The sequence below is a fragment of the Methanoculleus chikugoensis genome, assembly GCF_900095385.1.
GTDB classification, from domain to species: domain Archaea; phylum Halobacteriota; class Methanomicrobia; order Methanomicrobiales; family Methanoculleaceae; genus Methanoculleus; species Methanoculleus chikugoensis_A.
Genome location: NZ_FMID01000007.1, coordinates 1 through 20,962 on the forward strand (window position 1 = coordinate 1; position 20,962 = coordinate 20,962).

Below are 20,962 nucleotides of genomic sequence, written 5' to 3' on the forward strand. Positions count from 1 at the left end.
TATAGTATTAAATGACAATGAGCACTAGAGTCATATCAGGAGAGGCGGGACCGTAAAGATGCCCGAAGGAGCCTCACGCCCCCATCCGGCAGAGGTCCCGCATCGCCCGCAGAACGTAGAGCCGCTCCCCCTCGAGCACCTCCTCGTCGACGACGAACGAGATAAAACCCGCCCGGGCGAAGAGTTCCCGGACTTCGCCCGGCCCCGTCAGCGACGAGACCAGGAGCAGGATGCGTCCGAAGGGCGAGAGCACCCGCCCGGCATCCGCGATGAACCGCTCGATCACGACCCTTCCTGTCGGCCCGCCATCGAGGGCGTACTCCAGCCAGTCGTCCATCCGCTCATCGGGAGCCGTCGGGAGGTAGGGCGGGTTGAAGAGGATGAGGTCGAACGGGCCGGAGAGCCCCGCGACGAGGTCGGTTCGGACCGCCGGCACACCGCGGGCGCGGGCGCACCGGACGGCGTGGGGGTTGATATCGGTCGCGGCCACGCTCGCCGCCCGGCCGAGAAGTCCGGCCGCGACGTAGCCGCTCCCCGTCCCGACCTCGAGCACCCGGTCGGTCTCCCGGACCTCTCGCTGCGCCGCCCGGTGGAGGAGGAACGAGTCCTCGGCGGGAGGGTAGACCTGGTCGGGGAGCATCACTAACTCCCGGCAAGCGTGTTCGCGATCAGCGCGAACTCCTCGAGCATCAGATCTTCGGGCCGGCGCTGCAGGAGATCGTCGGGCAACTCCACGATCGCCCGCTCGATCGCCTGGGCGGGAAACGCATCCTTTCCGCTCCGGAGGCCTTTCCGGACGGTCTTCCTCCGGTGGGAGAAGAGTACCCGGACGACGTCCGCGTAGACCCGCCTGTCCGCGACCGGATAGGGCGGCTCATGCGGCGTGATCCGGACCACCCAGGAACGGACCTGGGGTTGCGGCCGGAACGAGCCGGGCCCGAGGTCGAGGAGCGGTTTTACCGAGGCGTAGGTCTGCACCATCACCGAGAGCCGGCCGACGTTCGGCGTTCCCGGCGGCGCAATCATCCGCCGGGCGAACTCCTTCTGGTACATCAGGATGGCGACCTCAAAGCCGATCTCGAGCAGCCGGAACGTGAGCTTCGAAGAAACGGAATAGGGGAGGTTCGCGACGACGATATCGAACGGCGGGATATCCACCTTCTTTGCATCGCCGTGGATGATCTCGAGACGGCCCTCCTCGATCTCGTCGGCGAAGGCAATCTCGAGCTCCTCCACGAGAGCCGGATCGATCTCTACCGCGATGACGGTTGCGCCCCGGTCGAGGAGGGCGCGGGTGAGGATCCCTTCGCCGGGCCCGATCTCGAGCACCCTCCTCCCCGAGACCTCGACAAAACCGGCAATCTTCTCGACGGCTCTCCGGTCGACGAGGAAATGCTGATCCCTCGGAGCACTCATCTCGATGTAAAGACGTGATACTTCTCGTCCGGATCCTCGATCTCGCGCAGGATCCGGCTGACAATCATCCGGCTCGGGTGCGGAAGCGACTTGATCCGCCCGGAGATGTCGGCGAAACTCTCGAACGGCTTCTTCTCCCGCTGTTCGAGGACCTCCCACATCAGTTTCTTCCCGATGCCGGGGAGCAGGTGCAGCATGTGGAACTTCGGCGTTATGGGTACGGACTTATTGAAGAAGTCGACGAACCGCTGCTCGTTCTCGCCGACGATCTGCTCGATCACGAACGGCAGCTCGAGTTTTGCCGTCGCCGTCAGGTCTTCGTAACTGATCCGCCGCTTGACGCGTTCGACCTTCTCCCGCTCCGCATCGCCGATATAGACGCGGTCGTAGATCTGAATATCCGCACCCTGTTTCGGGACGAGCTCGAGCAACTTGAACTGGTCCACGCCGACCGCCTGGACGACCGGTTCGCGCTTGTAGACCGGGCGCTGCTCGCTCACGTATCCCATGGGGAGGACATCGATGACTACCGCGTTCTCCTCTTTCCTTTCGGTCTTCATTGGCACCACCCCTTCAATCAGAAGTGGGTCATTACCAGGTCGAGGATCTCGTCCAGCTCTTCCGTTGTAAGATTGAACCGTTCTTTGGCGTAGATTGCCCGCAGTTCGTCACGGGTTCGCGGCATCAGATTCGCGATGCGGTAGGCGATATCCTCTTTCATCTTCTCGAGTTTCAGGAGCTCGTCGACAAGGGCGCGGGCCTTCTCGGAAGATGTCTTTGCGAGTTGGTTGGCATGCTCGATACTCTTACGAAGCTCGTAGGACATCTCTTCTCCGGACTCGAGCCGGGCTGCCTCCACCACGAGAAGAGTGTCCCGCAACTCGGGAAGCAGCATCCGCTCTTCACTTACAATGCGTTTTACCTTCATGCCAACCACTACTGTTGAGGATTATACTTTCTGCGCTTTTAGATGTTGCGGTCTCGCAATCACCTGTTTTACCGAATCTCCATCCCTGACCTCGAGCAGCCATGCGCGTCCGCGCTGTCCGATGACCGTGCCGGTCTTCCCGTGGAATCTCCGGTGGGGCATGCCCTTCTGGACACTCGGCTCGACCACGACGTGCACCTTCTGCCCGATCTCGAAGTTCTGAATCACCGAGGTGACCGGTGGAATGCCACGTTTTCTGAGGTCCTTCTTGAACTTATACCGCGTCTTCTTGCGTGGTCCATTGTGATGTGCCATGATTACTCACCATACTCGTTTGCAGTTTTGACCAGCACCACATCGAGGCTGACAACACTTGCGGTGCGCCCCAGGATCCGGGCAAGGCTGGGCTGGGTTCTGCCGCCGTCTCCCGATACCAGTTCTTTGATGTAGAGGCCCGCTTCGCCGACGACTTCGACCCAGTATCTGCCGTCTTCCGTGCCCGTGCATCCGATATCGAGGACACGCCGTTCCCGAACTTTATCTGCCCGTCGGTGTGACACCCGCAGGGGGGTGCGCTGTCGTATCGTTACACCTTTTAACTGATCGAGGGCCGCCCTGAACTCATCTGGGGTTACAGAACCGTCGATCTCGACCAGGATCCTGTATTTTTTATGCGCTTTGTCGGATTTAAGGCTTTGCACCATCTTCCGGTCCGCCCATCCGTCAAGGTGAACCGCCACCCGGCCTTCGGCTGCACGGTTGATCTCCGCTTCAAGCGCCGCAAGATCCACCGACCGCTTCCGGGGCGCCTCGATCTCCATCACGAAGGGGCGGCCCGACCCGAGCATCCGGGCGTCGATATCCTCTCTCCCGGCACCGTGCAGGACGGCGTTTGCTGCGCTAAAAGCCTCGATTGCCGGCCGGCCGATCAGTTCTTCGACGGAGTCGGCATACTGTTTGCCGGTGAAGTTGCATTTCTCGCATCCCGCGCCCCGGCACGCCCGGCAGTCCCAGTGGGTCTGGGGGATGCCGCGCTCGTACTTCAGGTAGCGGCCGGCGAAGAAGACGGGGTTCACCTGCACATCGACGCTGCCTTCCCCGAGATCGAGGATCGCGACGACGTCGGGCTTCTTCAGGTCGGCCGTCTTCCCCGAGAGGGCCGAGACGGCTTTTCCGACCTCACGGTTCATCTCGGCCTTCAGCGGTTCGGGGTCGCGGAGCGAGAGATCGCTCCAGACCATCTCCTCGCTCTCCGCGACGAGCGGCGGCACCTTCGTCCCGATAAGGAAGGTGTCGAACTCGATGCCGTCCACTGCCTCGACGACCCTCTCCGCCCATTCTTCGGTGCGGGAGAGTTCGCCGGCGCATATCCAGCAGGAGTCCGGGTCCGGTTCGCGGTGCGGCTCGTTTGCCGCAAGCTCGTGCGCGACTCTGAGAGCCCTGCCCCGCTCCTCGTTCGTAAGCCCGAACGACCGCTTGCCGAAGAAACGCCCGAGGCAGTGGTTGCAGGTCTCGCCGTATCCAAGAATTGCTTCTACCTCTTGTATGATATCCATCAGGATTCCCTCCGGTCCATCTCGTTTAAGAGGACGGTGATCGTGTGATCGGCGTGCAGCGACCGAGGCCCGACCGAGTAGCGGGGGTAGCCCGCGATCGAAGCCTCCTCCTCCGCGGTGAAGTTGTGGTGATCCGAGAGGAGGTAGTTCTCCGGGAGGTCGGATGCCGTCCGGACATCCTCCCCCGCTTCGTCGAGCACCGCAAACGGGATCTCGGCAAGCAGCCGGGCAAGCCCGCCGCGGCGGACGTAGACGCCCGGAGTCGACTCCCGGAACTCGCTCCCGCAGGGGATCGAGAGCGCCTTCTTGATCAGGGCGGCGCTGCTCCGCTCGTCCGGCGAGAGGTGCCGGACCTCGGCGCCGCGAAAGAGAACGGTCTTCTCGGGGCCCGGCTCTCCGCAGAGGACGAGATAGCACTCGACGTCGCGCCGGAGATCGTGAGAAAGGAAGAACGCGGAGTTGACGCACCGGCAGAGGACGTCCATCCTCCCGCCGCTTCCGGGGAGATCGTTGAGGCTGAAGGTGCCGCTCGTCACGGCAAGGTGGCCCACGACGGCAAACCGCTTCATCTACTGGGTCCGCCGAACTTCTTCATCATGCGCTGCATGTTGAACTTGCCGCCGCCCATGCCCCGCATGCCTTTCAGGGCACGCTGCATGATCTTGTAGTACTTGATGAGGTCGCGGACGTCTTCGGGCGTCACGCCGGCGCCCCGGGCGATCCGCTGGATCCGGGAGCTCCCGATCATCGACGGGTCGTCGAGTTCCGGGGGCGTCATCGAGTCCATGATCACCTTGTAACGCTGCATCTTCGTGCTGGTGATGTCGTAGGCGTCGTCCGGGATCTGCATGCCGCCGAGGGGGAGCATGCTCATGATCTGCTTCAAGGGCCCCATCTTGTTCAGGGCCTCAAGCTGCTTGTACATGTCCCGGAGCGTGAACTTGCCCTTGAGCATCGCGTTGACGTCGAGGTCCTCGCCCGAGACCGCCTCCTCCGCCCGCTCGACGAGTGCTTTTAAGTCGCCCATCCCGAGCAGCCGGGAGATGAACCCGTCCGGATCGAACCGTTCGAGGTCGTCGATCGTCTCGCCGCTCCCGATGAAGACGATACCGCTCTGCGTCTCGGCGACCGCCGAGAGCGCGCCGCCGCCTTTCGCCGTGCCGTCCATCTTCGTGACGAGAACGCCGTCGATCCCGATCGCCTCGTGGAACCTCCGGGCCTGCTCGCTCGCCTGCTGACCGAGCGCCGCGTCGATCACGAGCCACCGGTGGTCCGGGTGCGCGATCTCGTTGATGTTGACGATCTCCTCGATCAGGTTCTCCTCAAGGGCGTGCCTCCCTTGAGTATCGATGATGATGACCTCGTAGAGCTTGCGGTACTTCGGGAGGCCTTCGCGGACGATCTTGAGCGCATCGGGCTCCTTCGGATCCCCAAAGCACGGGACGCTGATCCGGTCGCAGAGCGTCTTCAACTGGTCGTAGGCACCCGGCCGGAAGGTATCGGCGCAGATCACCCCGACCCTGAGCCCTTTGCGCTGGAAGTAGCGGGCGAGTTTTGCCGTCGTCGTGGTCTTCCCGCTCCCCTGCAGCCCCGCCATCAGGATCGTCTGGGGCCCGAGAGCCACCTCACCGGGCGACCCCATCAGCCGGACGAGCTCCTGGTAGACGATGCGGAGGACGTGCTCCCGGACGCCCATCCCCTTCGGGGGCTCTTCATCGAGGGCGCGCTGCTTGATCGCCTGGGAGAGGTGCATCACGAGTTTGACGTTGACGTCGGCGGAGAGGAGCGCCCGCTGCAGGTCGCGCACCAGTTCGTCGACCGCCGCCCGGTCGATCACCGTCTTGCCGGCGAGTTTCTTGACGGCGTCCTTTAAGGAGTTGCCGAGGTTATCGAGCATCAGGCCTCACCACCGAGGAGTTCATCGACCACGACCCGGGGCTCGAACGGCATGATGTCGTCGTAGCCCTGGCCGGTCCCGAGGAAGAGGATCGGTTTTCCCACGGTGTGGGCGACCGATATCGCCGCACCGCCCTTGGGGTCCATATCCGCCTTCGTCAGGACGACCGCGTCGGTGCCGACGGCCTTGTTGAACTCGTCGGCCCGGATGACCGCGTCGTTCCCCGCGACCGCCTCGTCGACGTAGACGACGAGATCGGGCTTCATGACCCGCCGGATCTTCTCGAGCTGGTTCATGAGGTTCGCCCGGTTGTGGAACCGGCCGGCCGTATCGGCGAGGACGACGTCGATATCGTGCGCTTTCGCGTACTGGACGGCGTCGAAGAGGACAGCGGAGGGGTCGGCGCCCGCCTGGTGCTGGATCGTCTTGATCCCGAGGCGGTCGGCGTGGGTCCGTATCTGCTCGATCGCACCCGCACGGAAGGTGTCGCCTGCGCCGATCACGACCGAGAACCCGTTCTTCTGCAGGTACTGCCCGACCTTCGCGACGGTCGTCGTCTTGCCGGTCCCGTTCACGCCCGTAAAGAGGATCTTCACCGGGCGCTCGTGCTCGCGGATGTAGCGCGAGAGGTCGAGCCCCTCCCCAAGCACCCCGCAGAGCGCGGAGCGCAGGGTAGATACGACCAGGTCGTCGACCGAAGCGCCGATCTTACGGTGCCTGCCCACGAGATCCTGGCGCATCCGGGCGATGATCTCGTCCGTGACCGGGAGCGCGACGTCGTTCTCGAGGAGCACCATCTCAAGTTCGAAGAGCGACTCCTCGATGTCCTTCTCCTGGAGGAGGACCTCACGGTCCCGGACAAGAACCTTCACCTTGTCAAAAAACGTAGGCTTCTCCCGGGCCTCCTGCACCGCTTCCTCCGCGACAGAAGGTTCGGGTTGTGCGGCGGGGGTGGAGATGGGTTCTCCCGTCTCCGCTCCCTCCGGCAGTTCTGCAACCTGCGGCTCCGGTTCGGCCCCGGCAGCCTCCTCGATATTCGAGGCGAATTTAGTCCTGATATTCTGAAGTTTTTTCTTTAAGGAATCAAACATTATGAACTTCCGCCCTGGCCTGCCTGAGCCTGCCGGGCCCCCCGATACGCCGCCTCGAGGCGCCGGGAGATCTCCGTTGCCTGGCCCTGAAGTTGTTCGACCGAACCCGCGACCTTCTTTGCAAGCGCCTCAAGTTCGGTTATCCGATCCCCCAGATACTCCACCGCATCCGCGGTGGCCCTCTCGACGGAGACGTCTGAGCCGATGTTCACGAGAACGTGGCCGGCATCGAGCACCTTCACCCGGAGGTAGGCACCTCCACCGATGGGGAGAAGGACGGCACCGTCCGCGTTCTCCTGAACGGCGCGGAGGGTCTCGATGGCGGCGGTGCCCTCAAGCCGCTGCTGCTCGATCATCGAGAGCTGCTGCGTCATGAGTTCAAGCTGCTGCCCGTACTCGTTCAGGTACATCTGGAGGGTCTGTATCTCGCGAGGATCTGCCTGATTCACGTCATTCACCAGCTACTACGTTAACCGATTCGATAGAGATATAACTTCTCTTCAGGCGGTGTTTGCTCCCGATATCGGCAAGAACCCTCTCTCTTGCCTGGTTCTCGTTCGGGGCGCCGATGACCTTGCGGTACGGTTTCCACTCGTTGTTGATCTTGCACGCGCCTACAACTTCAAACATCTGGTTCTCCATGGTTGTATCACTCCAAAAACCCAAAGACTTCTTCTATCCGTCCCAGCTCAAACCCGGTCGTGACGGAACCTGCGATGTAACCCCTGCTGTTTGCAAGGAGCCCGGTACCCACGAGACCGCTGCCCATGTTGACCGACCCGAGCCCGATCGGGAGATCGACCACCCGCTCGAGGTTCGCGATCTCCGTATCGTTTGCTCTCTGGTGGACAAGGATACCCTTGTTCGTCGCGAACCCGGCCATGCCGACGGTCTTGATGCCGCCGAGCGTCAGCCGGACCACCGGCACCCCGAGGAACGATCCGATCTCTTCGGCAACATCGAACGGCATCTCGGGGTGAACGGCGGCAACATAATCGTTTGCGAGAATAACGTTGCCGGCCGCGTTCATGGCCCCCTCGAGCAGAAATATGTCCCGGTACTCGCTCAAGACCGCCAGTTCCTCGTCGGCGGCAAGGCCGCTGACGACCAGACCCTGGCTGTTTCCCGCAACGAGCGAACCGATGATGCTGCTTCCCTGGATGAAGGTGCTCACGATCTCGATATCAAGTTCCTGTGCGAGGGTCGCGGTGAACCCCTCGGGCGCCCCCGGGTAGACGATCGCTATATCCTCAAATACCCGGGCATAAACGCCGATGTTCGGATCGCCGGTGAGATCGATCGTCCCTGTCATTTCACTCCTCGGCGAGCTCGGCCTGGACCTGCCCGTCCTCGAACTTCATCGCGCGGACGCGAATCTTTCGGGGGGGCTTGGAACTGCCGTTCTCCCAGACCTTCTCGTTGATGCTCTTATCGAGTTTGACGTCCTCGCTCTTCATGTGCCGCTCGAGAAACGCCCTGATGTCCTTGATTGCGGTGTTGCCACGCTTCCACCGGGGCGCACGCTTCACCTCACGGAGAGGGATGATATAGATATGCTCCTTCAATGCTTCTGCCATAACCTTACACCTTCAGGGAACTCCGTCTCCAGTTGCGCCGCCTCGGATGCGACGCAACCGCACGGTTGGTCTTGATCATCACCCATGCCGGCACGCGGCGGTTCTGCTCGCATGCCTTTGCCAGCCGGATCTTCCGGCCCTTCATCAATTTGCTCATAATCTTCACTCTCGTAATATTCAGGTCTCTCTCCTCGCGACCACCAGCGACTGCAGGTGGCGGGAGGGGAAGAACGACGCCGGATCGATGCCGCGGGCGCACAGGGCGCTCCTTATCTCCCCTTCGTAGTCGCCGTTCCCGATGCTGCCCGTCTCCCCGTACCGCACCACGAGCAATCGCTCGCAGAGCCGCTCCACCTCGGTTTTCCCGTAGCCGAGGAGCGGCCGGACGTAAGAGCAGCCGGTGGTCATCTCCAGGTGCTGGACGTCGGAGCGTTCGAGCCGGGGAACCCGGTCCTCCCGGCGGGTGCCGTCGCCGACCACCGCATACTCGGCCGCAAGGGTCTCGACCGCCGTCCGGTGCACCATGTCGATTGCGTCGTTCGGGTATCCGCATGAGAGGAGCAGGTCGACGGCCTCAGAAAGCAGGTCTCTTCCGAGCACCCTTTTACGGAAGGGAAGGCCCAGGGCGGCCGCTGCGGCCCGCACCCCGGGAACCTCGCGGTCGGGATCGAATACACAGGTATTCAGTTCCACGCCGTAATCGCGCGCGAGCATGATCGCCGCGAGCGCGCTGTCTTTCCCACCCGAGAAGAGCACACCTGCTTCCATTATTTCCGCGTAATCCTGAACTCTCTCTTCGACGGCGTCAGCTGGGCAAGCAGGGCTTTCAGCTGCTCGTCGGTGATCCGCTGCCGGACCCTGCCGCTCTGGGCCAGCATCACCAGCTGCTGCTCGACCGCTTTCGCAAACTCCGGCCGGGTCAACTTGATGGTATTGAGCCGCTCCCTCGCTTCAGGTTCGAGGATCTCCATGAGCGCGGCGCGGATCTGTGCATCGATCTGCTGCTGGCGCGCGGCCTCGTCCTCCATAGCCTGCTGATCTATCGCCTGCCGCTGCATCTGTTCCATCCTGCGGCGGCGAAGTTCAGTGAGTTCGTCGTCTACCATCAGTCATGCCCCTCTCGATCAGTATTTCGCAAGGCCCGGGGCAGCTTTGGCGGCCTCAGATTTCAGGCCGTTCGCAACGTTGTCGAGGAAGGACCTGCCCGCCGGGGTCACCGTGCGTCCCCCAACGCCGTGGGCGACGTAGCCGGCCGCTTCGAGCTGCTGGAAGATCTTCCTGATGATCGACCCGCCTCCCCGCTTGAACCGGTTCGGAGCCGAACCACGGTTCAGCGATCCGCCGTAAGCGGAGCGCATCCTCTGGATACCGACAGGGCCGTCGGTGTAGATTCGCCGGAAAACAGCCGCTGTGCGCACGTACCACCAGTCGTCATTCTCGGGGGGCATCTCTTTGTGTACCCCCGTCTTTGCAAAAGCGGCCCAGTCAGGGGGCTGAATCTGCGAATTTTTCTTGAGTTCTTCTGCCACCTGCCGGATGAGCATATCGGCAGGGATGTCATATACAGTCGTCATAGATGAACCTCACTCTCGCTAACAGTCTTTACATATTCGTCCAGTGATGTTTTATATATTTCGAGGATTGTGCCCGGGCGATCGGTTCCGCCGCTCCGTAAGGACGAGCGTCCGCCCCCGGACCTCGACCAGGGCCGCGCCGGCAGATGCCGCTATCTCCTCGGGATCGACCTCGGTGTTTCTGAGCCACCTCACCTTGACGACCTTTCGGTCCTTGAGCTGCCGCCGGATCTCGTCGATCATGACGTTCGTGATCCCGCGCTTCCCGATCCAGATGGTGGGCTTGATATCCTGGAACGATTCTCTGCTCATTGTCGGGGCCTCCCGACCGGGAACCGTGACCGGTGCCCGCAGGCAAGACAGGTGACGACCACGCGGCCCCGGTGAACCCGGACCCGCGCATTCGACCCCGGAACCAGGTAGGTGTAACACCGGCGGCAGAAGCGGCGTTTCAGTGGCCGCTCTATCCGGACGCGATGGCGCATGCCGATCCTGCGGGCCAGTTCCACGCACCGGTTGCTCCAGCCGGGGTTCTCCGGGTAGAACTCCGCGGCACGCGCAAAGAGAACGGTAATTCTCTCGCGAGCGAGTCTCCGGGAGCCTGATCTTCGTGTAGTGTCTGCCATGGTGCGATCCGTCTCAGTGGTGGGTCATGAGGTTGGAGGCGAGAAGATATATAAGAGATTGATGACCGCGGTCAGCGAACCCGCACGCGCCGGCCGTCGACCTCCAGTCGATCCTCGCAGAAGAGTTTCACCGCGAGCGGGAGGGCTTCGTGCTCTTCTGCGAGGATCCGGTCAGCGAGCGTCGTCTCGTCGTCGTCCGGGAGGACCGGCACGCACCGCTGGACAACGATGGGTCCGGTATCCATCCCCTCGTCGACCAGGTGGACGGTGCAGCCCGCGACCTTCACCCCGTACTCGATCGCCTGCCGTTGCGCGTGCAGGCCGGAGAACGCCGGGAGCAGAGCGGGATGGATGTTCATCATCCGGCCCGAGAACTCGCGGACGATCCCGGCCCCGAGGATCCGCATGTAGCCCGCGAGGACGAAGAGGTCGGCCCGGCAGCCCCGCATCGCAGCGAGGAGGGCCTCCTCGTAGGCGGCCCTCGAGGGGAACCGCGCGTAGTCGACGACCGTCACCGGGATACCGGCGTTCTTCGCCCGCTCTATCGCGTACGCCCCGGGGTTGTCGGTGACGAGCCCGGCGCAGATCCCGGGGATATCTCCGGCCGCAACGGCGTCGGCCACCGCCTGAAAGTTCGATCCTCTCCCTGAGGCGAGGAACGCAATCCGTTTCTTGGCAACAGACCTTTCTGGAAACATACGTATCGACTCCTTACGGGACTTCGCCCGGCGCGTTCCGGGGGGCAACGATCAGTTTCACCTTGACGATCCGCCGGCCCCGCATCTGCATCACCACCAGCGTGATGTTGCTCTCCTCGATCTTGACCACCTCGCCGCGGCGGGGGATGTGACCCAGCCGGTCGATGACGAGGCCGCCGATGCTCTCGTAGGCATCCGTCAGCGGGAGGGATAACTCCAGGTCCTCGTTGAGGTGCTCCACCCATGCCCGCGCATCGACCAGGTAGACACCCTCCTCGACCTGCTGCACCTCGGGCTCCTCCTCGTCGAACTCATCCATGATCTCGCCGACCAGTTCTTCGAGCATATCTTCGACGGTCACGATCCCGGCAAACGACCCGTACTCGTCGAGGACGACCGCCATGTGCTGCTTCTTCACCTGGAGCTCCTTCAAGAGCTCGTCGATCTTCTTGCTCTCCGGGATGAAATAGGGTTCGTACATCAGGTTCCCGAGCGTCGCACTCGTCTGCTGCCGGAAGACCGCCGAGAAGACGTCTTTCACGTTCAGGAGCCCGACGACGTTGTCGATCTGCTCGTGGTAGACGGGGATCCGGGAGAACCCCGTCTCGTTGAAGATGGCGAGGGCGTTCTCGAGCGTGGACACGTCCTCGATCATGACGACGTCTATTCGCGGCGTCATCACCTCGCGGACCGTCGTGTCCCCGAACCGCAGCACCGAGTAGAGCATGTCCCGCTCCTCCTCCTCGATGGTTCCCTCCTCCTCGCCGACGTCGATCCACTCCTTGATCTCCTCCTCGGTGACGACCGGTTCGGTCACGCCGGGCCTGAAGGCGAACTGCTGTTTGATGCGGTCACTGACCCAGAGCACCGGGTAGAGCACCCTTGAGAGGTAGAGGATCGGCAGGGCGACGCGGAGCGCGAGTGCCTCGGTATGGCGGGAGGCATACATCTTCGGCCCGATTTCGCCGAAGACCAGCATCAGGATGACCGTGACCCCGGTCGCTATCCCGATACCGACGTCGCCGTAGATGCCGATGGCGATCGCGGTCGCAAGCGATGCCGCGGCCACGTTGGCGACGTTGTTCCCGATCAGGATGGTTATCAGGAGGGCGTCGGTCGAACGTTTCACCGTATCGAGTGCTTTCGCTCCTTTTTTACCCTGGTTTACGAGGGCGCGGACTTTCGCCCGGGTTATTGATATGAGGGCAACTTCCGAACTTGAGAAGAAGGCCGAAAGGAGCAGACAAACAATGAATAAAATGATCTCTATGGTCAGAAGGTCTACGACTACCATTTACTCCACGCCGCATCAACGGCAGCATCCGGTATTGATTGATTCCCGGGATTTTATGAATTATGTCGCAGGCAGATGATATAAAACCAGCGCTTCACGAGAATGCCTCCCGTAAAGCCTCCGATTCCCGGGAAAGAAGCACGACCTTCTCTTCGGACGAGAGCGCCCCGGGAAAGACCATGTCCTCGAGCTCCAGCGTGAGGTATCCGCCGTAGCCGCGGTCGGCAAGTTCCGCGAGCACCCGCAATGCCTCCGGGTCGTCATGGATGGGGTGGTGGGGCCGCCCGTTCCCGCCGAGCGCGCTGACGTGGACGTTCGTCATCCTCTCGATGCAGAGATCGATGAACCGGATCGCCTCGTCGCACGACGTCATCATGGCGTGCCCCATATCCAGCGTGAACCAGAGCCAGGGTTCCCGTTCGAGCACCTCGGCGGCATCCTCCGCCGTCGAGAGGAGGGCGTTGACCCGGGGTTCCAGGTTCTCGATCGCCACCTTCACCCCCGTCTCCTCCGCCACCTCCCGGAGCCGGGCGATGTACGCCTCGAACCGCCGGTAGTCGTAGGCACTCGGGTGCCGTTTCGCCGTCCGCTTCCCGGGGTGGACGGTGACCACGGCGGCTCCCATCCGCTCCGCCATCCGGATAGCCTCGACGGCGTAGTCGACCGAGATCTCGGCGACCCGGGGGTTGATGGAGCAGGGGTTCAGGTCCAGCGACGGGGCGTGGATGGTGATCGGCGCGAGTTCCGGGTGGCCCGCGATGCAGCCTGAGAGTTCGTCTTCAGGGCGGTCGCGAAGCCAGAAATGCGGCGTCTCGACCCAGAATTCAAGCGAATCAAGACCGGATTCGGCGACGTAGTCGAAGATATGGTCGCAGGGATACTCGTGGAAGAACATGGTCGAGACGGCGAAACGGCCCATAACACTACTTGATATAAACCATCGGTCTAATAGATTGTGATGATGCTCGGCGGTCATTCCACCGGCCCGGAGCGGTTCGGAACCCCTATCTTCGGGGTCTCGGAGGTCTCAGGGCTCATCTGCGACCTCCTCGACGACGCACGCCTGCACCAGATCTGGGTGCGGGGGGAGGTGACCAACTACAAGAACCACGGCTCAGGCCACCGCTACTTCTCGCTCTCGGAGAGGAGCGGAAGGAACTCCGCGGTGATCAACTGCGTCATGTGGCGCACCTCGGCGTCGGCGCTCGCGTTCGCGCCTAAAGACGGCATGGACGTCCTCGCCTGGGGGTCCGTGGAGGTCTACGAGCCTCACGGCAGGTACCAGTTCATCGTCCGGGAGATGCTCCCGGCGGGCCTCGGCGAACGCCATCTCATGGTCGAGCGCTGGAAGCAGGAACTCGACGCGGAAGGGCTCTTCGATCCCGGGCGGAAACGTCCTCTGCCTCTCTTCCCCCAGCGGGTCGGCGTGGTCACCTCACCGACCGGCGCGGCGCTCGCGGATATCCTCTCGATCATCTCCCGGCGCTACCCGGCGGAAGTTGTCCTCTCCCCGACGGCCGTCCAGGGCGACGGGGCGCACGCCGAGATCGCGGAGGCGATCCGGCGGATCGACGGGCTCGTGGACGTGATCATCGTCGGGCGCGGGGGAGGGAGTTTCGAGGATCTCTTCCCCTTCAACCACCCGGACGTCGTGCGGGCGGTCGCGGCGTGCAGGACACCGGTGATCAGCGCCGTCGGGCACGAGGTGGACACCGCCCTCTGCGACTTTGCCGCGGATCTCCGGGCGCCGACGCCATCCGCGGCTGCGGAACGCGCGGTCCCGGAACGCCGGGAGGTGCTCCGGGAACTCGCCGGGTTCGAGGAGAGGATGGAAGCGCTCCTCCTCCACCGCCTTGCCGCCGCGGCAGGCGAGGTCGAGGACCTGCGGGAGCGCATGCACCCCCGGCGGCTCGCGCGCCGCATCAACGAGCGGATGCAGCGCCTCGCCGAGCACGAGGAGCTGCTCAGGCGGGCCGCGGCCGCCCGGGTGCAGCGGGAACGCGCGGCCCTCGCGGAGGTTCGCGCGAGCCTTGCGGGGCAGAACCCGCTCGCGATCCTGGAGCGGGGATACTGCATCGTTGAGGCAGGCGGAAAGGTCGCAAGAAGCGCCGCGAGCCTCGCGCCGGGCGAGCGCGTGACGATCAGGATGATGGACGGCCGGGCGGTCGCCGTCGTGGAGGAGATAACGTATGACGAAGACCTTTGAAGAGATGCTGGAAGAACTGCGAGGGATTGTCCGGAAACTCGAAGACGGCGAGACGAGCCTTGAGGAGAGCATCGTCATCTATGAGCGGGGCGCGCTCCTCGTCAAGCAGTGCGAAGACCTCCTCGGCACGGCCGAGATGAAACTCACCGAGCTTGGCCGCGACCGGTGAAGCGGTAGAACCCCGGCGGAACCCCGATCTCGAATCGTGCACCCTTCCCGGGCTCGCCGGTCTCACGTATGGTGAGATCGGTGATGGCGAGGATCTCCCGGGAGAGGAAGAGCCCGAATCCGGTCTGTCGCCCGAACCCCCGCTTGAAGAGGCTCTCTTTTGCGTCATAGGGAATGCCGATGCCGTCGTCCTCGTAGACAAGGCTGATCCCCCTGTCGGACTCTTCGGGATAGATACGTATCCGGGTAACCCGTTCGCCGTGCCGGAGCGAGTTGTCGATGAGGTTTGCAAAGACCCTGACGATGAGCGGGTCGGCATATACCTCCAGATCGCCCGCCCGCACCTCGACAGCGATCTTGCCCGGATCGAGCCCCGCCGCCGCCTCGCTGACGATCCGCCGGATATCCTGCCAGGCGGGGGCGGCCACGCCGACATCCCGGTACTCCGTGGTGAAGGCCATGTAGCGCTGGATGTCCCGGATGGCCTCCTCCTCTTTCCGGCAGTAGTCCAGCAGTTCCGGGTCGCTCACCCGTTCCCGGAAGAGGGCGAGGTAGCCGGTGAGCACGGTGAGCCGGTTTAAGATGTCGTGCCGGGTCACGTCGGAGAGCAGGTTGAGTTTCCGGTTCGCAAGAAGGAGCGCCTCCCCCGCCATCCGCGCATCGGTGATATCCCGGCCGACCGACTGGTACTCGGCGACGGAACCTCTCTCGTCGAAGAACGCCGTATCCGTCCACTGCTGCCACCGGACGCTGCCGTCCGGCATGATCACCCGGTGCTCGACCGTCGATACCGGATGATCGGGGGTGAGGGCGGCGAGGCTCTCCTGGATCCGGGCCTGGTCGTCGGCCGGGATGGTGAGAGCGTACCGCCGCCCGATGAGGTCGCCGCACGGGATGCCGACGTAGCGGCAGTAGGCGTCGTTCGCGAAGGTGATGGTGCCGTCGGGGAGCCGGCGGCAGATCAACTCGGTCTGGCTCTCCACGACCGTCCGGGACCGCTCCTCGCTCCGCTGAAGGGCAACTTCAGCCTCGCGCCGGGCCGTGACGTCCCGGATGTAGACGGAGACGCCCGCACGGGTGGAGACGGCACGCACCTCGAAAACATGCTCCCGCCCATGGAGATGAAACCTGCATTCGCTCACGCCGGGCCGGCCGGTCTCCGTGATCTCCCGGAAAAACCCGGCGACCTCATCGTTCCTGAGTTCCGGAAACAGGTCGTAGATGCTCTTGCCGACCGCCTCCTCCACCGGGCGGCCCGAGAGACGGGCGGCCGCCCGGTTCCAGGAGATGACGCGGCCGTCCCGGTCCAGGGCGAGGAACGCGTCGCTGACGTTCTCAGTCAGTTCCCGGTACCGGTCTTCGCTCTCCCGGAGTGCTTCTTCAAACTGCTTCTCTCGCGATATGTCGCACAAGACCCAGTGGAACTCCGTTGCATGGCCGCCGGGCTCGTAAGAGGCCGAAACGGCCGCGGTTGCCGGCACAGTGCCACCGTCGGAACGAAGGAGCAGGAACTCCTGCGCCGGTAGTTCTTCGCCCCGGCCGAGCGCTGCAACAGCAAACCGGAACGCCGGGATGCTTTCCGGGTGGAGGTGCACATCGAGAGGCAGGCCCTGCAACCGGGCGGGAGCGACCCCGAGCAGGGCGCCTGTCGCCCGGTTCGCCTCCAGGACGACGCCGTCCGCGTCCGTGCAGAGGCAGACCGCCGGGAGGTTGAGGAACCGGTCGCGGTACCGCCGGTACGCGGCGTCGATGCTCCGGATATCGGCGATCAGCGCGTCGACCTGGTCGTAGATCTCGGCAAGATCGGGTTTGAGCAGGAGCAGGTCCCCCGCAGGAGCCGCACCCTCGCCGGCCCTGAGCGAGCCGAGGCGGCGGTCGAGATCTTCCAGGTGTTCGAGGAGATCCTCGAGCGCCGGGGTGAGCGGTTGCATATCTCACCCGTTCCCCGCACCGCGAATGGATAAACCTATCCCCGGCGGCATCGCGGGGACCGGTCATGAGCGGTGAACTCTTTTCAAAACGCATATGCCATAGAACGGCGCACCACGCATCATGGTGGACGAGAAGGCGTGGGCGGTGATAACGGTCTTTGTTGTGGGCGTCGTCGCGAGCCTGGATCTCCTCAGGGGGCTCCCGGCGGGAGTGATCCTGACTGTCGGGATCTTCGCGGCGGTTCTGCTCCTCGGAATCGGCGTACTGGTCCTCGGCGAGATCCGGGACGGGGCACGGGACGGCCGGTGAGGGAGGGCGCACTTCGCGCGAGGTCGTATCGTCGCCTATATACCGTTAACTCACGCGAAGCCGCGAAGAGCGCGAAGTTCGGTATAATTACTTGTAACTCTCCTTCGGCCCGTCGTCCTCAGGAATCTCCACCTCGAGTTCGACCACCAGTTCCTCCTCCCGCCGGAGCGCCTCGATGAACTCCCGGGGGAGGGTCGCCGCGACCCGGTCGGATCGGATGCCCACCGTCCGGTCGGAGACGAAGTCGCTCCGCCGCCAGACGAGGTCGGCGGGGTGATCGAGGGTGAACGCCGCGCTCCCCCGCGACGTCACCTCGACGGTCTCGCCCCCCGCGGTAAGGCGGGTCGTGAGCACCGCCCGGTCGTCGCACAGCAGCGCTTTGAGGCCGGAATCAAGGTCGGCGGCACCCTTGTCGGCGGCGACGGCGATGATGCAGTCCCCGGTCTCTGTCAGCGTCTCGTCTTTTGTCACCTCAAACGTCGTTCGATGGGTTCCCCTGACCAGCGGGTGCCCCCGCGCCCGCACGATATCCCTCGCCTTCATGCTTAATTAGGAGAGGGACGCTATTGCTAATGAATGATCAGCATCGTTTGCCCCGTCTGTAAAGAGGAGTGCGAACACCAGGTTCTCCGGGAAGCCGCCGAACTGGTGGTGCAGTGCAGCGAGTGCGGCCAGGTTCACCGGATACCGAGGCCGCCCGAACCCGAGATCCTTACCATCAGGGCCATCGTGAGCCGGGAGACGGAGTCGATGGTCTGCAGCGTCGAGATGTTCGACGACGAGGCCGTCTCCCTCGGCGACCGGATCGCCGCGGAGTGCGGCGACGAGGTCTTCGGTGTCGAGGTCACGGGCATCGAGGTAGGGCCAAAGCGGGTTCGCCGGGCGGCGGCCGGCGAGGTGACGACCCTCTGGACGCGGGGGATCGAGCAGGTCGTGGTGAAGGCGTCGATCCATACCGGGCGCACGACCATCCCGCTCTACCAGACTGCCGACGGCGAGGACGAGTTCGTCGTCGGGGAGACCTACACCTTCGGCGGCAGGCAAATCCGGATCTCGCACATCAAACTCCGCGACGGACCGGTTATACGAAAAGAAGGGTGGAAGACGTTTGCCCGCCGGGTGAAACGGGTCTACGGGTATCTCGAAGGCCGCACCCGGGGGCGCTGACCCTCACCGCGGCAGGGGCTCGGTGAGGTGGCGGCGGATCGCGGCCTCGAGGTCTTCACGGTGGACGAGCCCCTCCATCCGCTCCCTGACCTCGTCGCCGTCGAAGACGATGGTCGTCGGCGTCACCCGGAGGTTATACTTCTTGATGTACTCCGGGTTCTTCACGGCATCGATCTCTTCTATCTTGATGCCAAGATCCTTCTCGGCCTCACGCAGGATCGGGGTCTGCTCCTCGCACCCCATGCATCCTTCCTGGTAGAAACTGATCACCTTTACCGCCATGTAAGGCAGGTCACGGGGAGATTATAAAAAACTGTGGGGGGTGCCGTCACCCGGTTATGCCATTGAGGGTGACCCGGGCGCTGCCGTAGCGGTACTTGACGGTTACCGAGTCAGGTGTCTTGTCGACGATCTCCCCAAAGCGCAGTGACGCGGCCTCACCGGTCTCGTTGCCGAGGGGGATATCCGGCGACGCCGTCAACCCGAGCGCAATCAGATCGCCCACATCCCAATCCGTAAGGTTAAAGCCGAGACCAGCCATGTCTTCTTCGCTCAGGTTCATGGCAAGGTCATTCTCCCCGTAGGAGAAACTGATCGTCTTCGTCTCGCCGGCCCGCATCCCGACGAGCCCCACGGAGATTGCGTTGGTCTCGAAGCCGAGCAGGCCGAATCTCGCGGTCCCGTTGGTTTCCGGGTATAAGATAGGAACAGGTGCGATGTTCTCACCCGAGACCTGCCCGCCGACGGGCATCTCCAGGCCGGAGGTCAAGAAAATCTTATTGTTCCCCTTCTCGTACTCGCTTACGAGGAGGTTCTGGTCGGTCGTGATGAGGGGGCGCCCGTCCTCGCTGAGAATCGTGTAGTCGATCACCGCCGTGTTTCCTACCTGGGCGGCCGGTTTCTTCTCGAACATCGGGGCGAGGTAGGTGCCAACCATGGCAACCGCAACCAGAAGGGCAATTCCCACGTAGGCCCATTTCATCCACGGGGAGTTGTCGTCCTTCGAGGTCTTCTGCTGTGTCTTTTTCATTATGAGTACAATCGCCGTTTGGTGAAATAAAATGGTATTGTCCTGGAGAGAAATGAGGAGTTTGAGACACATTTATATTCCATAAACACTACCTAAAAGTTAGCCCTGGGCGACCCGGTCATCCGGGGCGATCCGAGTCTACAGGAGTGATTACAATGGCAAGAATCGAACGAGGACCATACCGGACGATCTGGCAGGACTTCGACGACCTGATGGCCGAGATGGAGAGCAGGTTCCAGTCCATGCTCGGCGGGATCAGCGCGCGGGGAGAGGAGGTCCGGGGCCGGGTCGTCCCGGCTGTCCGCGACTTCCGCGTGGATGTCCGCGACCACGAGGACGAGGTGATCGTCGTTGCCGATCTGCCCGGCGTCGAGAAGGAGAACGTCGCCGTCCGGCTCACCGATCCCCAACACCTGGAGATCACCAGCAGGCGGGCGGAAGAGACCGGGGAGGAGAGCCGTGATTTCTTCATGCGGGAGCGCATCTACGGCCAGATGAGCCGCACGGTGCTGCTTCCGGCGGAAGTGACCGAGGAGAGCTCCGCCGCATCGTTCAAGAACGGGGTTCTCGAAGTTCGGCTGAAGAAAGCGCCGAGCGAGACCGGGACGACGATCCCCATTGAATAACCATTTTTCGGGGGCATTGCCGGGTTCGACCGAACATTTCATGTCGGGCCAGCGTGACACTATCATGATGGATAAGAAGAGGGTCAAGGATTACATGACCTACGACGTCGTCACCGTCAACGCCCACGGGACGGTCCGAGATGTCATCGAGACCATAAAGAAGACGCATCATGACGGTTTTCCGGTCGTGGAGAACTCAAAAGAGGTGGTGGGCTACATATCGGCACGGGACCTCCTCTTTGCCCATCCGTCGACGCCGGTGGAGCAGGTGATGTCCCGTCATCTCATCGTCGCCGATCCGGACATGAGCGTGAACGACGCCGCCCGGGTCATCTTCCGCTCCGGCATCCAGAAACTCCCGGTCGTCAACGAGAAGAACGAGCTCATCGGGATCATGTCGAACGCCGACGTCATCAGGTCGCAGATCGAGCACGTCTCGCCGGAGAAGGTCTTCAAGTTCATCGAGACCCTGAAAAAACTCTACGGGGTCGAGCCGACCCTGAAGCGGGGCTCGGTCCCGATCAACGACCTCCTGCCCACCCAGTCGAAGATCTACGAGGACGAACTCGAGGGGCGGATGTACGAGATCAAGAAAGGGCTCGCCGAACCCCTGATCGTCGTCCGGCGGCCGGGCCGCTGGATCCTGGTCGACGGGCACCACCGCGCGATTGCAGCAAAACGGCTCGGGATCACGAACCTCGACGCCTACATCATCGAGGTCAGGGAGAACATCGAACTCGGGATGGAGCGGACGGCCCGGACGCTGAACCTGAAAACGCTCGACGACATCAAGGTGCTCGATTACGCCCGCCACCCCCTCGTCGCGCTGACGCACCGGCTTGTCAGGCACGGGTGAGGGGGCCCTCC

The 20,962-nt window shown here is 63.1% G+C and carries 32 protein-coding genes; 6 read left to right on the forward strand and 26 right to left on the reverse strand.

Annotated features, from left to right (window positions below; genetic code table 11):
• Positions 1-73 precede the first annotated feature (73 nt).
• The 22 genes from L21_RS01450 to L21_RS01555 form a co-directional block, all read right to left on the reverse strand.
• Complete coding sequence (locus L21_RS01450) at positions 74-640, reverse strand: HemK2/MTQ2 family protein methyltransferase (RefSeq protein ID WP_074368732.1); 567 nt, start codon at positions 638-640, stop codon at positions 74-76.
• 2 nt (positions 641-642) lie between these two features.
• Complete coding sequence (rsmA, locus tag L21_RS01455) at positions 643-1,416, reverse strand: 16S rRNA (adenine(1518)-N(6)/adenine(1519)-N(6))-dimethyltransferase RsmA (RefSeq protein ID WP_074368733.1); 774 nt, start codon at positions 1,414-1,416, stop codon at positions 643-645.
• On the reverse strand, positions 1,413-1,976 hold the full coding sequence (locus L21_RS01460; RefSeq protein ID WP_074368734.1) for a DUF655 domain-containing protein: 564 nt from the start codon (positions 1,974-1,976) through the stop codon (positions 1,413-1,415). Before L21_RS01460 ends, rsmA begins: the two co-directional genes overlap by 4 nt.
• Before the next feature lie 17 nt (positions 1,977-1,993).
• Positions 1,994-2,344: an RNA polymerase Rpb4 family protein gene (locus L21_RS01465; protein WP_074368735.1), complete on the reverse strand. Its 351-nt coding sequence runs from the start codon at positions 2,342-2,344 to the stop codon at positions 1,994-1,996.
• 21 nt (positions 2,345-2,365) lie between these two features.
• Positions 2,366-2,659, reverse strand: coding sequence for a 50S ribosomal protein L21e (locus L21_RS01470; RefSeq protein ID WP_048181659.1), 294 nt, complete (start codon positions 2,657-2,659; stop codon positions 2,366-2,368).
• Positions 2,660-2,661: 2 nt separating this feature from the next.
• Entirely contained in the window at positions 2,662-3,900 is a 1,239-nt protein-coding gene (locus L21_RS01475) for a tRNA pseudouridine(54/55) synthase Pus10 (RefSeq protein ID WP_074368736.1), read from the reverse strand.
• Positions 3,900-4,469, reverse strand: a complete 570-nt coding sequence (gene trmY, locus L21_RS01480; RefSeq protein ID WP_074368737.1) for a tRNA (pseudouridine(54)-N(1))-methyltransferase TrmY — start codon at positions 4,467-4,469, stop codon at positions 3,900-3,902. The genes L21_RS01475 and trmY overlap by 1 nt, the downstream gene beginning before the upstream one ends.
• Complete coding sequence (locus L21_RS01485) at positions 4,466-5,797, reverse strand: signal recognition particle protein Srp54 (RefSeq protein WP_074368738.1); 1,332 nt, start codon at positions 5,795-5,797, stop codon at positions 4,466-4,468. Before L21_RS01485 ends, trmY begins: the two co-directional genes overlap by 4 nt.
• Positions 5,797-6,888: a signal recognition particle-docking protein FtsY gene (ftsY, locus tag L21_RS01490; protein WP_074368739.1), complete on the reverse strand. Its 1,092-nt coding sequence runs from the start codon at positions 6,886-6,888 to the stop codon at positions 5,797-5,799. The genes L21_RS01485 and ftsY overlap by 1 nt, the downstream gene beginning before the upstream one ends.
• On the reverse strand, positions 6,888-7,346 hold the full coding sequence (pfdA, locus tag L21_RS01495) for a prefoldin subunit alpha (protein WP_394329523.1): 459 nt from the start codon (positions 7,344-7,346) through the stop codon (positions 6,888-6,890). Before pfdA ends, ftsY begins: the two co-directional genes overlap by 1 nt.
• Entirely contained in the window at positions 7,339-7,530 is a 192-nt protein-coding gene (rpl18a, locus tag L21_RS01500) for a 50S ribosomal protein L18Ae (protein WP_074368740.1), read from the reverse strand. The genes pfdA and rpl18a overlap by 8 nt, the downstream gene beginning before the upstream one ends.
• 7 nt (positions 7,531-7,537) lie before the next feature.
• Positions 7,538-8,200 carry a translation initiation factor IF-6 gene (locus L21_RS01505; RefSeq protein ID WP_074368741.1) on the reverse strand — a complete coding sequence of 221 codons (663 nt, stop codon included), beginning with the start codon at positions 8,198-8,200 and terminating at the stop codon, positions 7,538-7,540.
• A 1-nt stretch (position 8,201) separates the two neighbouring features.
• Entirely contained in the window at positions 8,202-8,465 is a 264-nt protein-coding gene (locus L21_RS01510; protein WP_074368742.1) for a 50S ribosomal protein L31e, read from the reverse strand.
• Positions 8,466-8,469: 4 nt separating this feature from the next.
• Complete coding sequence (locus L21_RS01515; RefSeq protein ID WP_054848054.1) at positions 8,470-8,622, reverse strand: 50S ribosomal protein L39e; 153 nt, start codon at positions 8,620-8,622, stop codon at positions 8,470-8,472.
• Positions 8,623-8,642: 20 nt separating this feature from the next.
• A complete protein-coding gene (locus L21_RS01520; protein WP_074368743.1) occupies positions 8,643-9,233 on the reverse strand; it encodes a DUF7411 family protein in 591 nt (196 codons plus the stop codon).
• Positions 9,233-9,571 (reverse strand): DNA-binding protein, encoded by a 339-nt coding sequence (locus L21_RS01525; protein ID WP_074368744.1) that lies wholly within the window; start codon positions 9,569-9,571, stop codon positions 9,233-9,235. Before L21_RS01525 ends, L21_RS01520 begins: the two co-directional genes overlap by 1 nt.
• Positions 9,572-9,589: 18 nt before the next feature.
• The gene (locus L21_RS01530; protein WP_074368745.1) at positions 9,590-10,039 is read right to left on the reverse strand and encodes a 30S ribosomal protein S19e; all 450 of its coding nucleotides are present in this window, start codon (positions 10,037-10,039) and stop codon (positions 9,590-9,592) included.
• Positions 10,040-10,090: 51 nt separating this feature from the next.
• A complete protein-coding gene (locus L21_RS01535) occupies positions 10,091-10,351 on the reverse strand; it encodes a YhbY family RNA-binding protein (protein WP_074368746.1) in 261 nt (86 codons plus the stop codon).
• Positions 10,348-10,665 carry a ribonuclease P protein component 4 gene (locus L21_RS01540; protein ID WP_074368747.1) on the reverse strand — a complete coding sequence of 106 codons (318 nt, stop codon included), beginning with the start codon at positions 10,663-10,665 and terminating at the stop codon, positions 10,348-10,350. Before L21_RS01540 ends, L21_RS01535 begins: the two co-directional genes overlap by 4 nt.
• Positions 10,666-10,736: 71 nt before the next feature.
• Positions 10,737-11,363, reverse strand: a complete 627-nt coding sequence (purN, locus tag L21_RS01545) for a phosphoribosylglycinamide formyltransferase (protein WP_074368748.1) — start codon at positions 11,361-11,363, stop codon at positions 10,737-10,739.
• Between the two features lie 13 nt (positions 11,364-11,376).
• Complete coding sequence (locus tag L21_RS01550) at positions 11,377-12,657, reverse strand: hemolysin family protein (protein WP_074368749.1); 1,281 nt, start codon at positions 12,655-12,657, stop codon at positions 11,377-11,379.
• A gap of 94 nt (positions 12,658-12,751) precedes the next feature.
• On the reverse strand, positions 12,752-13,576 hold the full coding sequence (locus tag L21_RS01555) for a sugar phosphate isomerase/epimerase family protein (protein WP_074368750.1): 825 nt from the start codon (positions 13,574-13,576) through the stop codon (positions 12,752-12,754).
• Positions 13,577-13,615: 39 nt separating this feature from the next.
• Here L21_RS01555 and xseA point away from each other — a divergent pair, with 39 nt between their 5' ends.
• Both xseA and xseB read left to right on the forward strand, forming a co-directional pair.
• Positions 13,616-14,863: an exodeoxyribonuclease VII large subunit gene (gene xseA / locus L21_RS01560; RefSeq protein WP_256711936.1), complete on the forward strand. Its 1,248-nt coding sequence runs from the start codon at positions 13,616-13,618 to the stop codon at positions 14,861-14,863.
• The gene (gene xseB / locus L21_RS01565; RefSeq protein WP_074368751.1) at positions 14,847-15,032 is read left to right on the forward strand and encodes an exodeoxyribonuclease VII small subunit; all 186 of its coding nucleotides are present in this window, start codon (positions 14,847-14,849) and stop codon (positions 15,030-15,032) included. The genes xseA and xseB overlap by 17 nt, the downstream gene beginning before the upstream one ends.
• Here xseB and L21_RS01570 read toward each other — a convergent pair.
• Positions 15,007-16,962, reverse strand: a complete 1,956-nt coding sequence (locus L21_RS01570) for a PAS domain S-box protein (RefSeq protein WP_074368752.1) — start codon at positions 16,960-16,962, stop codon at positions 15,007-15,009. The genes xseB and L21_RS01570 overlap by 26 nt on opposite strands.
• 121 nt (positions 16,963-17,083) lie before the next feature.
• On the opposite strand from L21_RS01570, the gene L21_RS01575 reads away from it, so the two are divergent.
• Positions 17,084-17,272, forward strand: a complete 189-nt coding sequence (locus L21_RS01575) for a hypothetical protein (protein ID WP_074368753.1) — start codon at positions 17,084-17,086, stop codon at positions 17,270-17,272.
• Positions 17,273-17,359: 87 nt separating this feature from the next.
• On the opposite strand, the gene L21_RS01580 is transcribed toward L21_RS01575, so the two are convergent.
• Complete coding sequence (locus L21_RS01580) at positions 17,360-17,815, reverse strand: DUF371 domain-containing protein (RefSeq protein ID WP_074368754.1); 456 nt, start codon at positions 17,813-17,815, stop codon at positions 17,360-17,362.
• A gap of 33 nt (positions 17,816-17,848) precedes the next feature.
• Between L21_RS01580 and L21_RS01585 the strand changes: the two genes are divergently transcribed.
• Positions 17,849-18,439 (forward strand): HVO_0476 family zinc finger protein, encoded by a 591-nt coding sequence (locus L21_RS01585; RefSeq protein ID WP_074368755.1) that lies wholly within the window; start codon positions 17,849-17,851, stop codon positions 18,437-18,439.
• A gap of 3 nt (positions 18,440-18,442) precedes the next feature.
• On the opposite strand, the gene L21_RS01590 is transcribed toward L21_RS01585, so the two are convergent.
• Positions 18,443-18,721, reverse strand: a complete 279-nt coding sequence (locus tag L21_RS01590) for a thioredoxin family protein (protein WP_074368756.1) — start codon at positions 18,719-18,721, stop codon at positions 18,443-18,445.
• Positions 18,722-18,767: 46 nt separating this feature from the next.
• Positions 18,768-19,469, reverse strand: coding sequence for a hypothetical protein (locus L21_RS01595; RefSeq protein ID WP_074368757.1), 702 nt, complete (start codon positions 19,467-19,469; stop codon positions 18,768-18,770).
• 155 nt (positions 19,470-19,624) lie between these two features.
• Here L21_RS01595 and L21_RS01600 point away from each other — a divergent pair, with 155 nt between their 5' ends.
• Positions 19,625-20,095 (forward strand): Hsp20/alpha crystallin family protein, encoded by a 471-nt coding sequence (locus L21_RS01600; RefSeq protein WP_074368758.1) that lies wholly within the window; start codon positions 19,625-19,627, stop codon positions 20,093-20,095.
• A 67-nt stretch (positions 20,096-20,162) separates the two neighbouring features.
• Positions 20,163-20,951, forward strand: a complete 789-nt coding sequence (locus tag L21_RS01605; RefSeq protein ID WP_074368768.1) for a CBS domain-containing ParB/RepB/Spo0J family partition protein — start codon at positions 20,163-20,165, stop codon at positions 20,949-20,951.
• The last annotated feature ends 11 nt before the right edge of the window (positions 20,952-20,962 follow it).

What these genes read in the sequence shown, in the direction of transcription:
- L21_RS01475 (WP_074368736.1), bottom strand. Translation starts at nt 3,900, where the DNA reads ATGGATATCATACAAGAGGTAGAAGCAATTCTTGGATACGGCGAGACC.
- L21_RS01470 (WP_048181659.1), bottom strand. Translation starts at nt 2,659, where the DNA reads ATGGCACATCACAATGGACCACGCAAGAAGACGCGGTATAAGTTCAAG.
- purN (WP_074368748.1), bottom strand. Translation starts at nt 11,363, where the DNA reads ATGTTTCCAGAAAGGTCTGTTGCCAAGAAACGGATTGCGTTCCTCGCC.
- xseA (WP_256711936.1), top strand. Translation starts at nt 13,616, where the DNA reads ATGATGCTCGGCGGTCATTCCACCGGCCCGGAGCGGTTCGGAACCCCT.
- trmY (WP_074368737.1), bottom strand. Translation starts at nt 4,469, where the DNA reads ATGAAGCGGTTTGCCGTCGTGGGCCACCTTGCCGTGACGAGCGGCACC.
- L21_RS01575 (WP_074368753.1), top strand. Translation starts at nt 17,084, where the DNA reads ATGGTGGACGAGAAGGCGTGGGCGGTGATAACGGTCTTTGTTGTGGGC.
- L21_RS01485 (WP_074368738.1), bottom strand. Translation starts at nt 5,797, where the DNA reads ATGCTCGATAACCTCGGCAACTCCTTAAAGGACGCCGTCAAGAAACTC.
- L21_RS01460 (WP_074368734.1), bottom strand. Translation starts at nt 1,976, where the DNA reads ATGAAGACCGAAAGGAAAGAGGAGAACGCGGTAGTCATCGATGTCCTC.
- L21_RS01555 (WP_074368750.1), bottom strand. Translation starts at nt 13,576, where the DNA reads ATGGGCCGTTTCGCCGTCTCGACCATGTTCTTCCACGAGTATCCCTGC.
- L21_RS01580 (WP_074368754.1), bottom strand. Translation starts at nt 17,815, where the DNA reads ATGAAGGCGAGGGATATCGTGCGGGCGCGGGGGCACCCGCTGGTCAGG.
- L21_RS01525 (WP_074368744.1), bottom strand. Translation starts at nt 9,571, where the DNA reads ATGGTAGACGACGAACTCACTGAACTTCGCCGCCGCAGGATGGAACAG.
- L21_RS01530 (WP_074368745.1), bottom strand. Translation starts at nt 10,039, where the DNA reads ATGACGACTGTATATGACATCCCTGCCGATATGCTCATCCGGCAGGTG.
- L21_RS01570 (WP_074368752.1), bottom strand. Translation starts at nt 16,962, where the DNA reads ATGCAACCGCTCACCCCGGCGCTCGAGGATCTCCTCGAACACCTGGAA.
- L21_RS01590 (WP_074368756.1), bottom strand. Translation starts at nt 18,721, where the DNA reads ATGGCGGTAAAGGTGATCAGTTTCTACCAGGAAGGATGCATGGGGTGC.
- xseB (WP_074368751.1), top strand. Translation starts at nt 14,847, where the DNA reads ATGACGAAGACCTTTGAAGAGATGCTGGAAGAACTGCGAGGGATTGTC.
- L21_RS01535 (WP_074368746.1), bottom strand. Translation starts at nt 10,351, where the DNA reads ATGAGCAGAGAATCGTTCCAGGATATCAAGCCCACCATCTGGATCGGG.
- ftsY (WP_074368739.1), bottom strand. Translation starts at nt 6,888, where the DNA reads ATGTTTGATTCCTTAAAGAAAAAACTTCAGAATATCAGGACTAAATTC.
- L21_RS01550 (WP_074368749.1), bottom strand. Translation starts at nt 12,657, where the DNA reads ATGGTAGTCGTAGACCTTCTGACCATAGAGATCATTTTATTCATTGTT.
- L21_RS01515 (WP_054848054.1), bottom strand. Translation starts at nt 8,622, where the DNA reads ATGAGCAAATTGATGAAGGGCCGGAAGATCCGGCTGGCAAAGGCATGC.
- L21_RS01595 (WP_074368757.1), bottom strand. Translation starts at nt 19,469, where the DNA reads ATGAAAAAGACACAGCAGAAGACCTCGAAGGACGACAACTCCCCGTGG.
- L21_RS01450 (WP_074368732.1), bottom strand. Translation starts at nt 640, where the DNA reads ATGCTCCCCGACCAGGTCTACCCTCCCGCCGAGGACTCGTTCCTCCTC.
- rpl18a (WP_074368740.1), bottom strand. Translation starts at nt 7,530, where the DNA reads ATGGAGAACCAGATGTTTGAAGTTGTAGGCGCGTGCAAGATCAACAAC.
- L21_RS01520 (WP_074368743.1), bottom strand. Translation starts at nt 9,233, where the DNA reads ATGGAAGCAGGTGTGCTCTTCTCGGGTGGGAAAGACAGCGCGCTCGCG.
- L21_RS01540 (WP_074368747.1), bottom strand. Translation starts at nt 10,665, where the DNA reads ATGGCAGACACTACACGAAGATCAGGCTCCCGGAGACTCGCTCGCGAG.
- L21_RS01600 (WP_074368758.1), top strand. Translation starts at nt 19,625, where the DNA reads ATGGCAAGAATCGAACGAGGACCATACCGGACGATCTGGCAGGACTTC.
- rsmA (WP_074368733.1), bottom strand. Translation starts at nt 1,416, where the DNA reads ATGAGTGCTCCGAGGGATCAGCATTTCCTCGTCGACCGGAGAGCCGTC.
- L21_RS01605 (WP_074368768.1), top strand. Translation starts at nt 20,163, where the DNA reads ATGGATAAGAAGAGGGTCAAGGATTACATGACCTACGACGTCGTCACC.
- L21_RS01505 (WP_074368741.1), bottom strand. Translation starts at nt 8,200, where the DNA reads ATGACAGGGACGATCGATCTCACCGGCGATCCGAACATCGGCGTTTAT.
- L21_RS01510 (WP_074368742.1), bottom strand. Translation starts at nt 8,465, where the DNA reads ATGGCAGAAGCATTGAAGGAGCATATCTATATCATCCCTCTCCGTGAG.
- L21_RS01585 (WP_074368755.1), top strand. Translation starts at nt 17,849, where the DNA reads ATGATCAGCATCGTTTGCCCCGTCTGTAAAGAGGAGTGCGAACACCAG.
- L21_RS01465 (WP_074368735.1), bottom strand. Translation starts at nt 2,344, where the DNA reads ATGAAGGTAAAACGCATTGTAAGTGAAGAGCGGATGCTGCTTCCCGAG.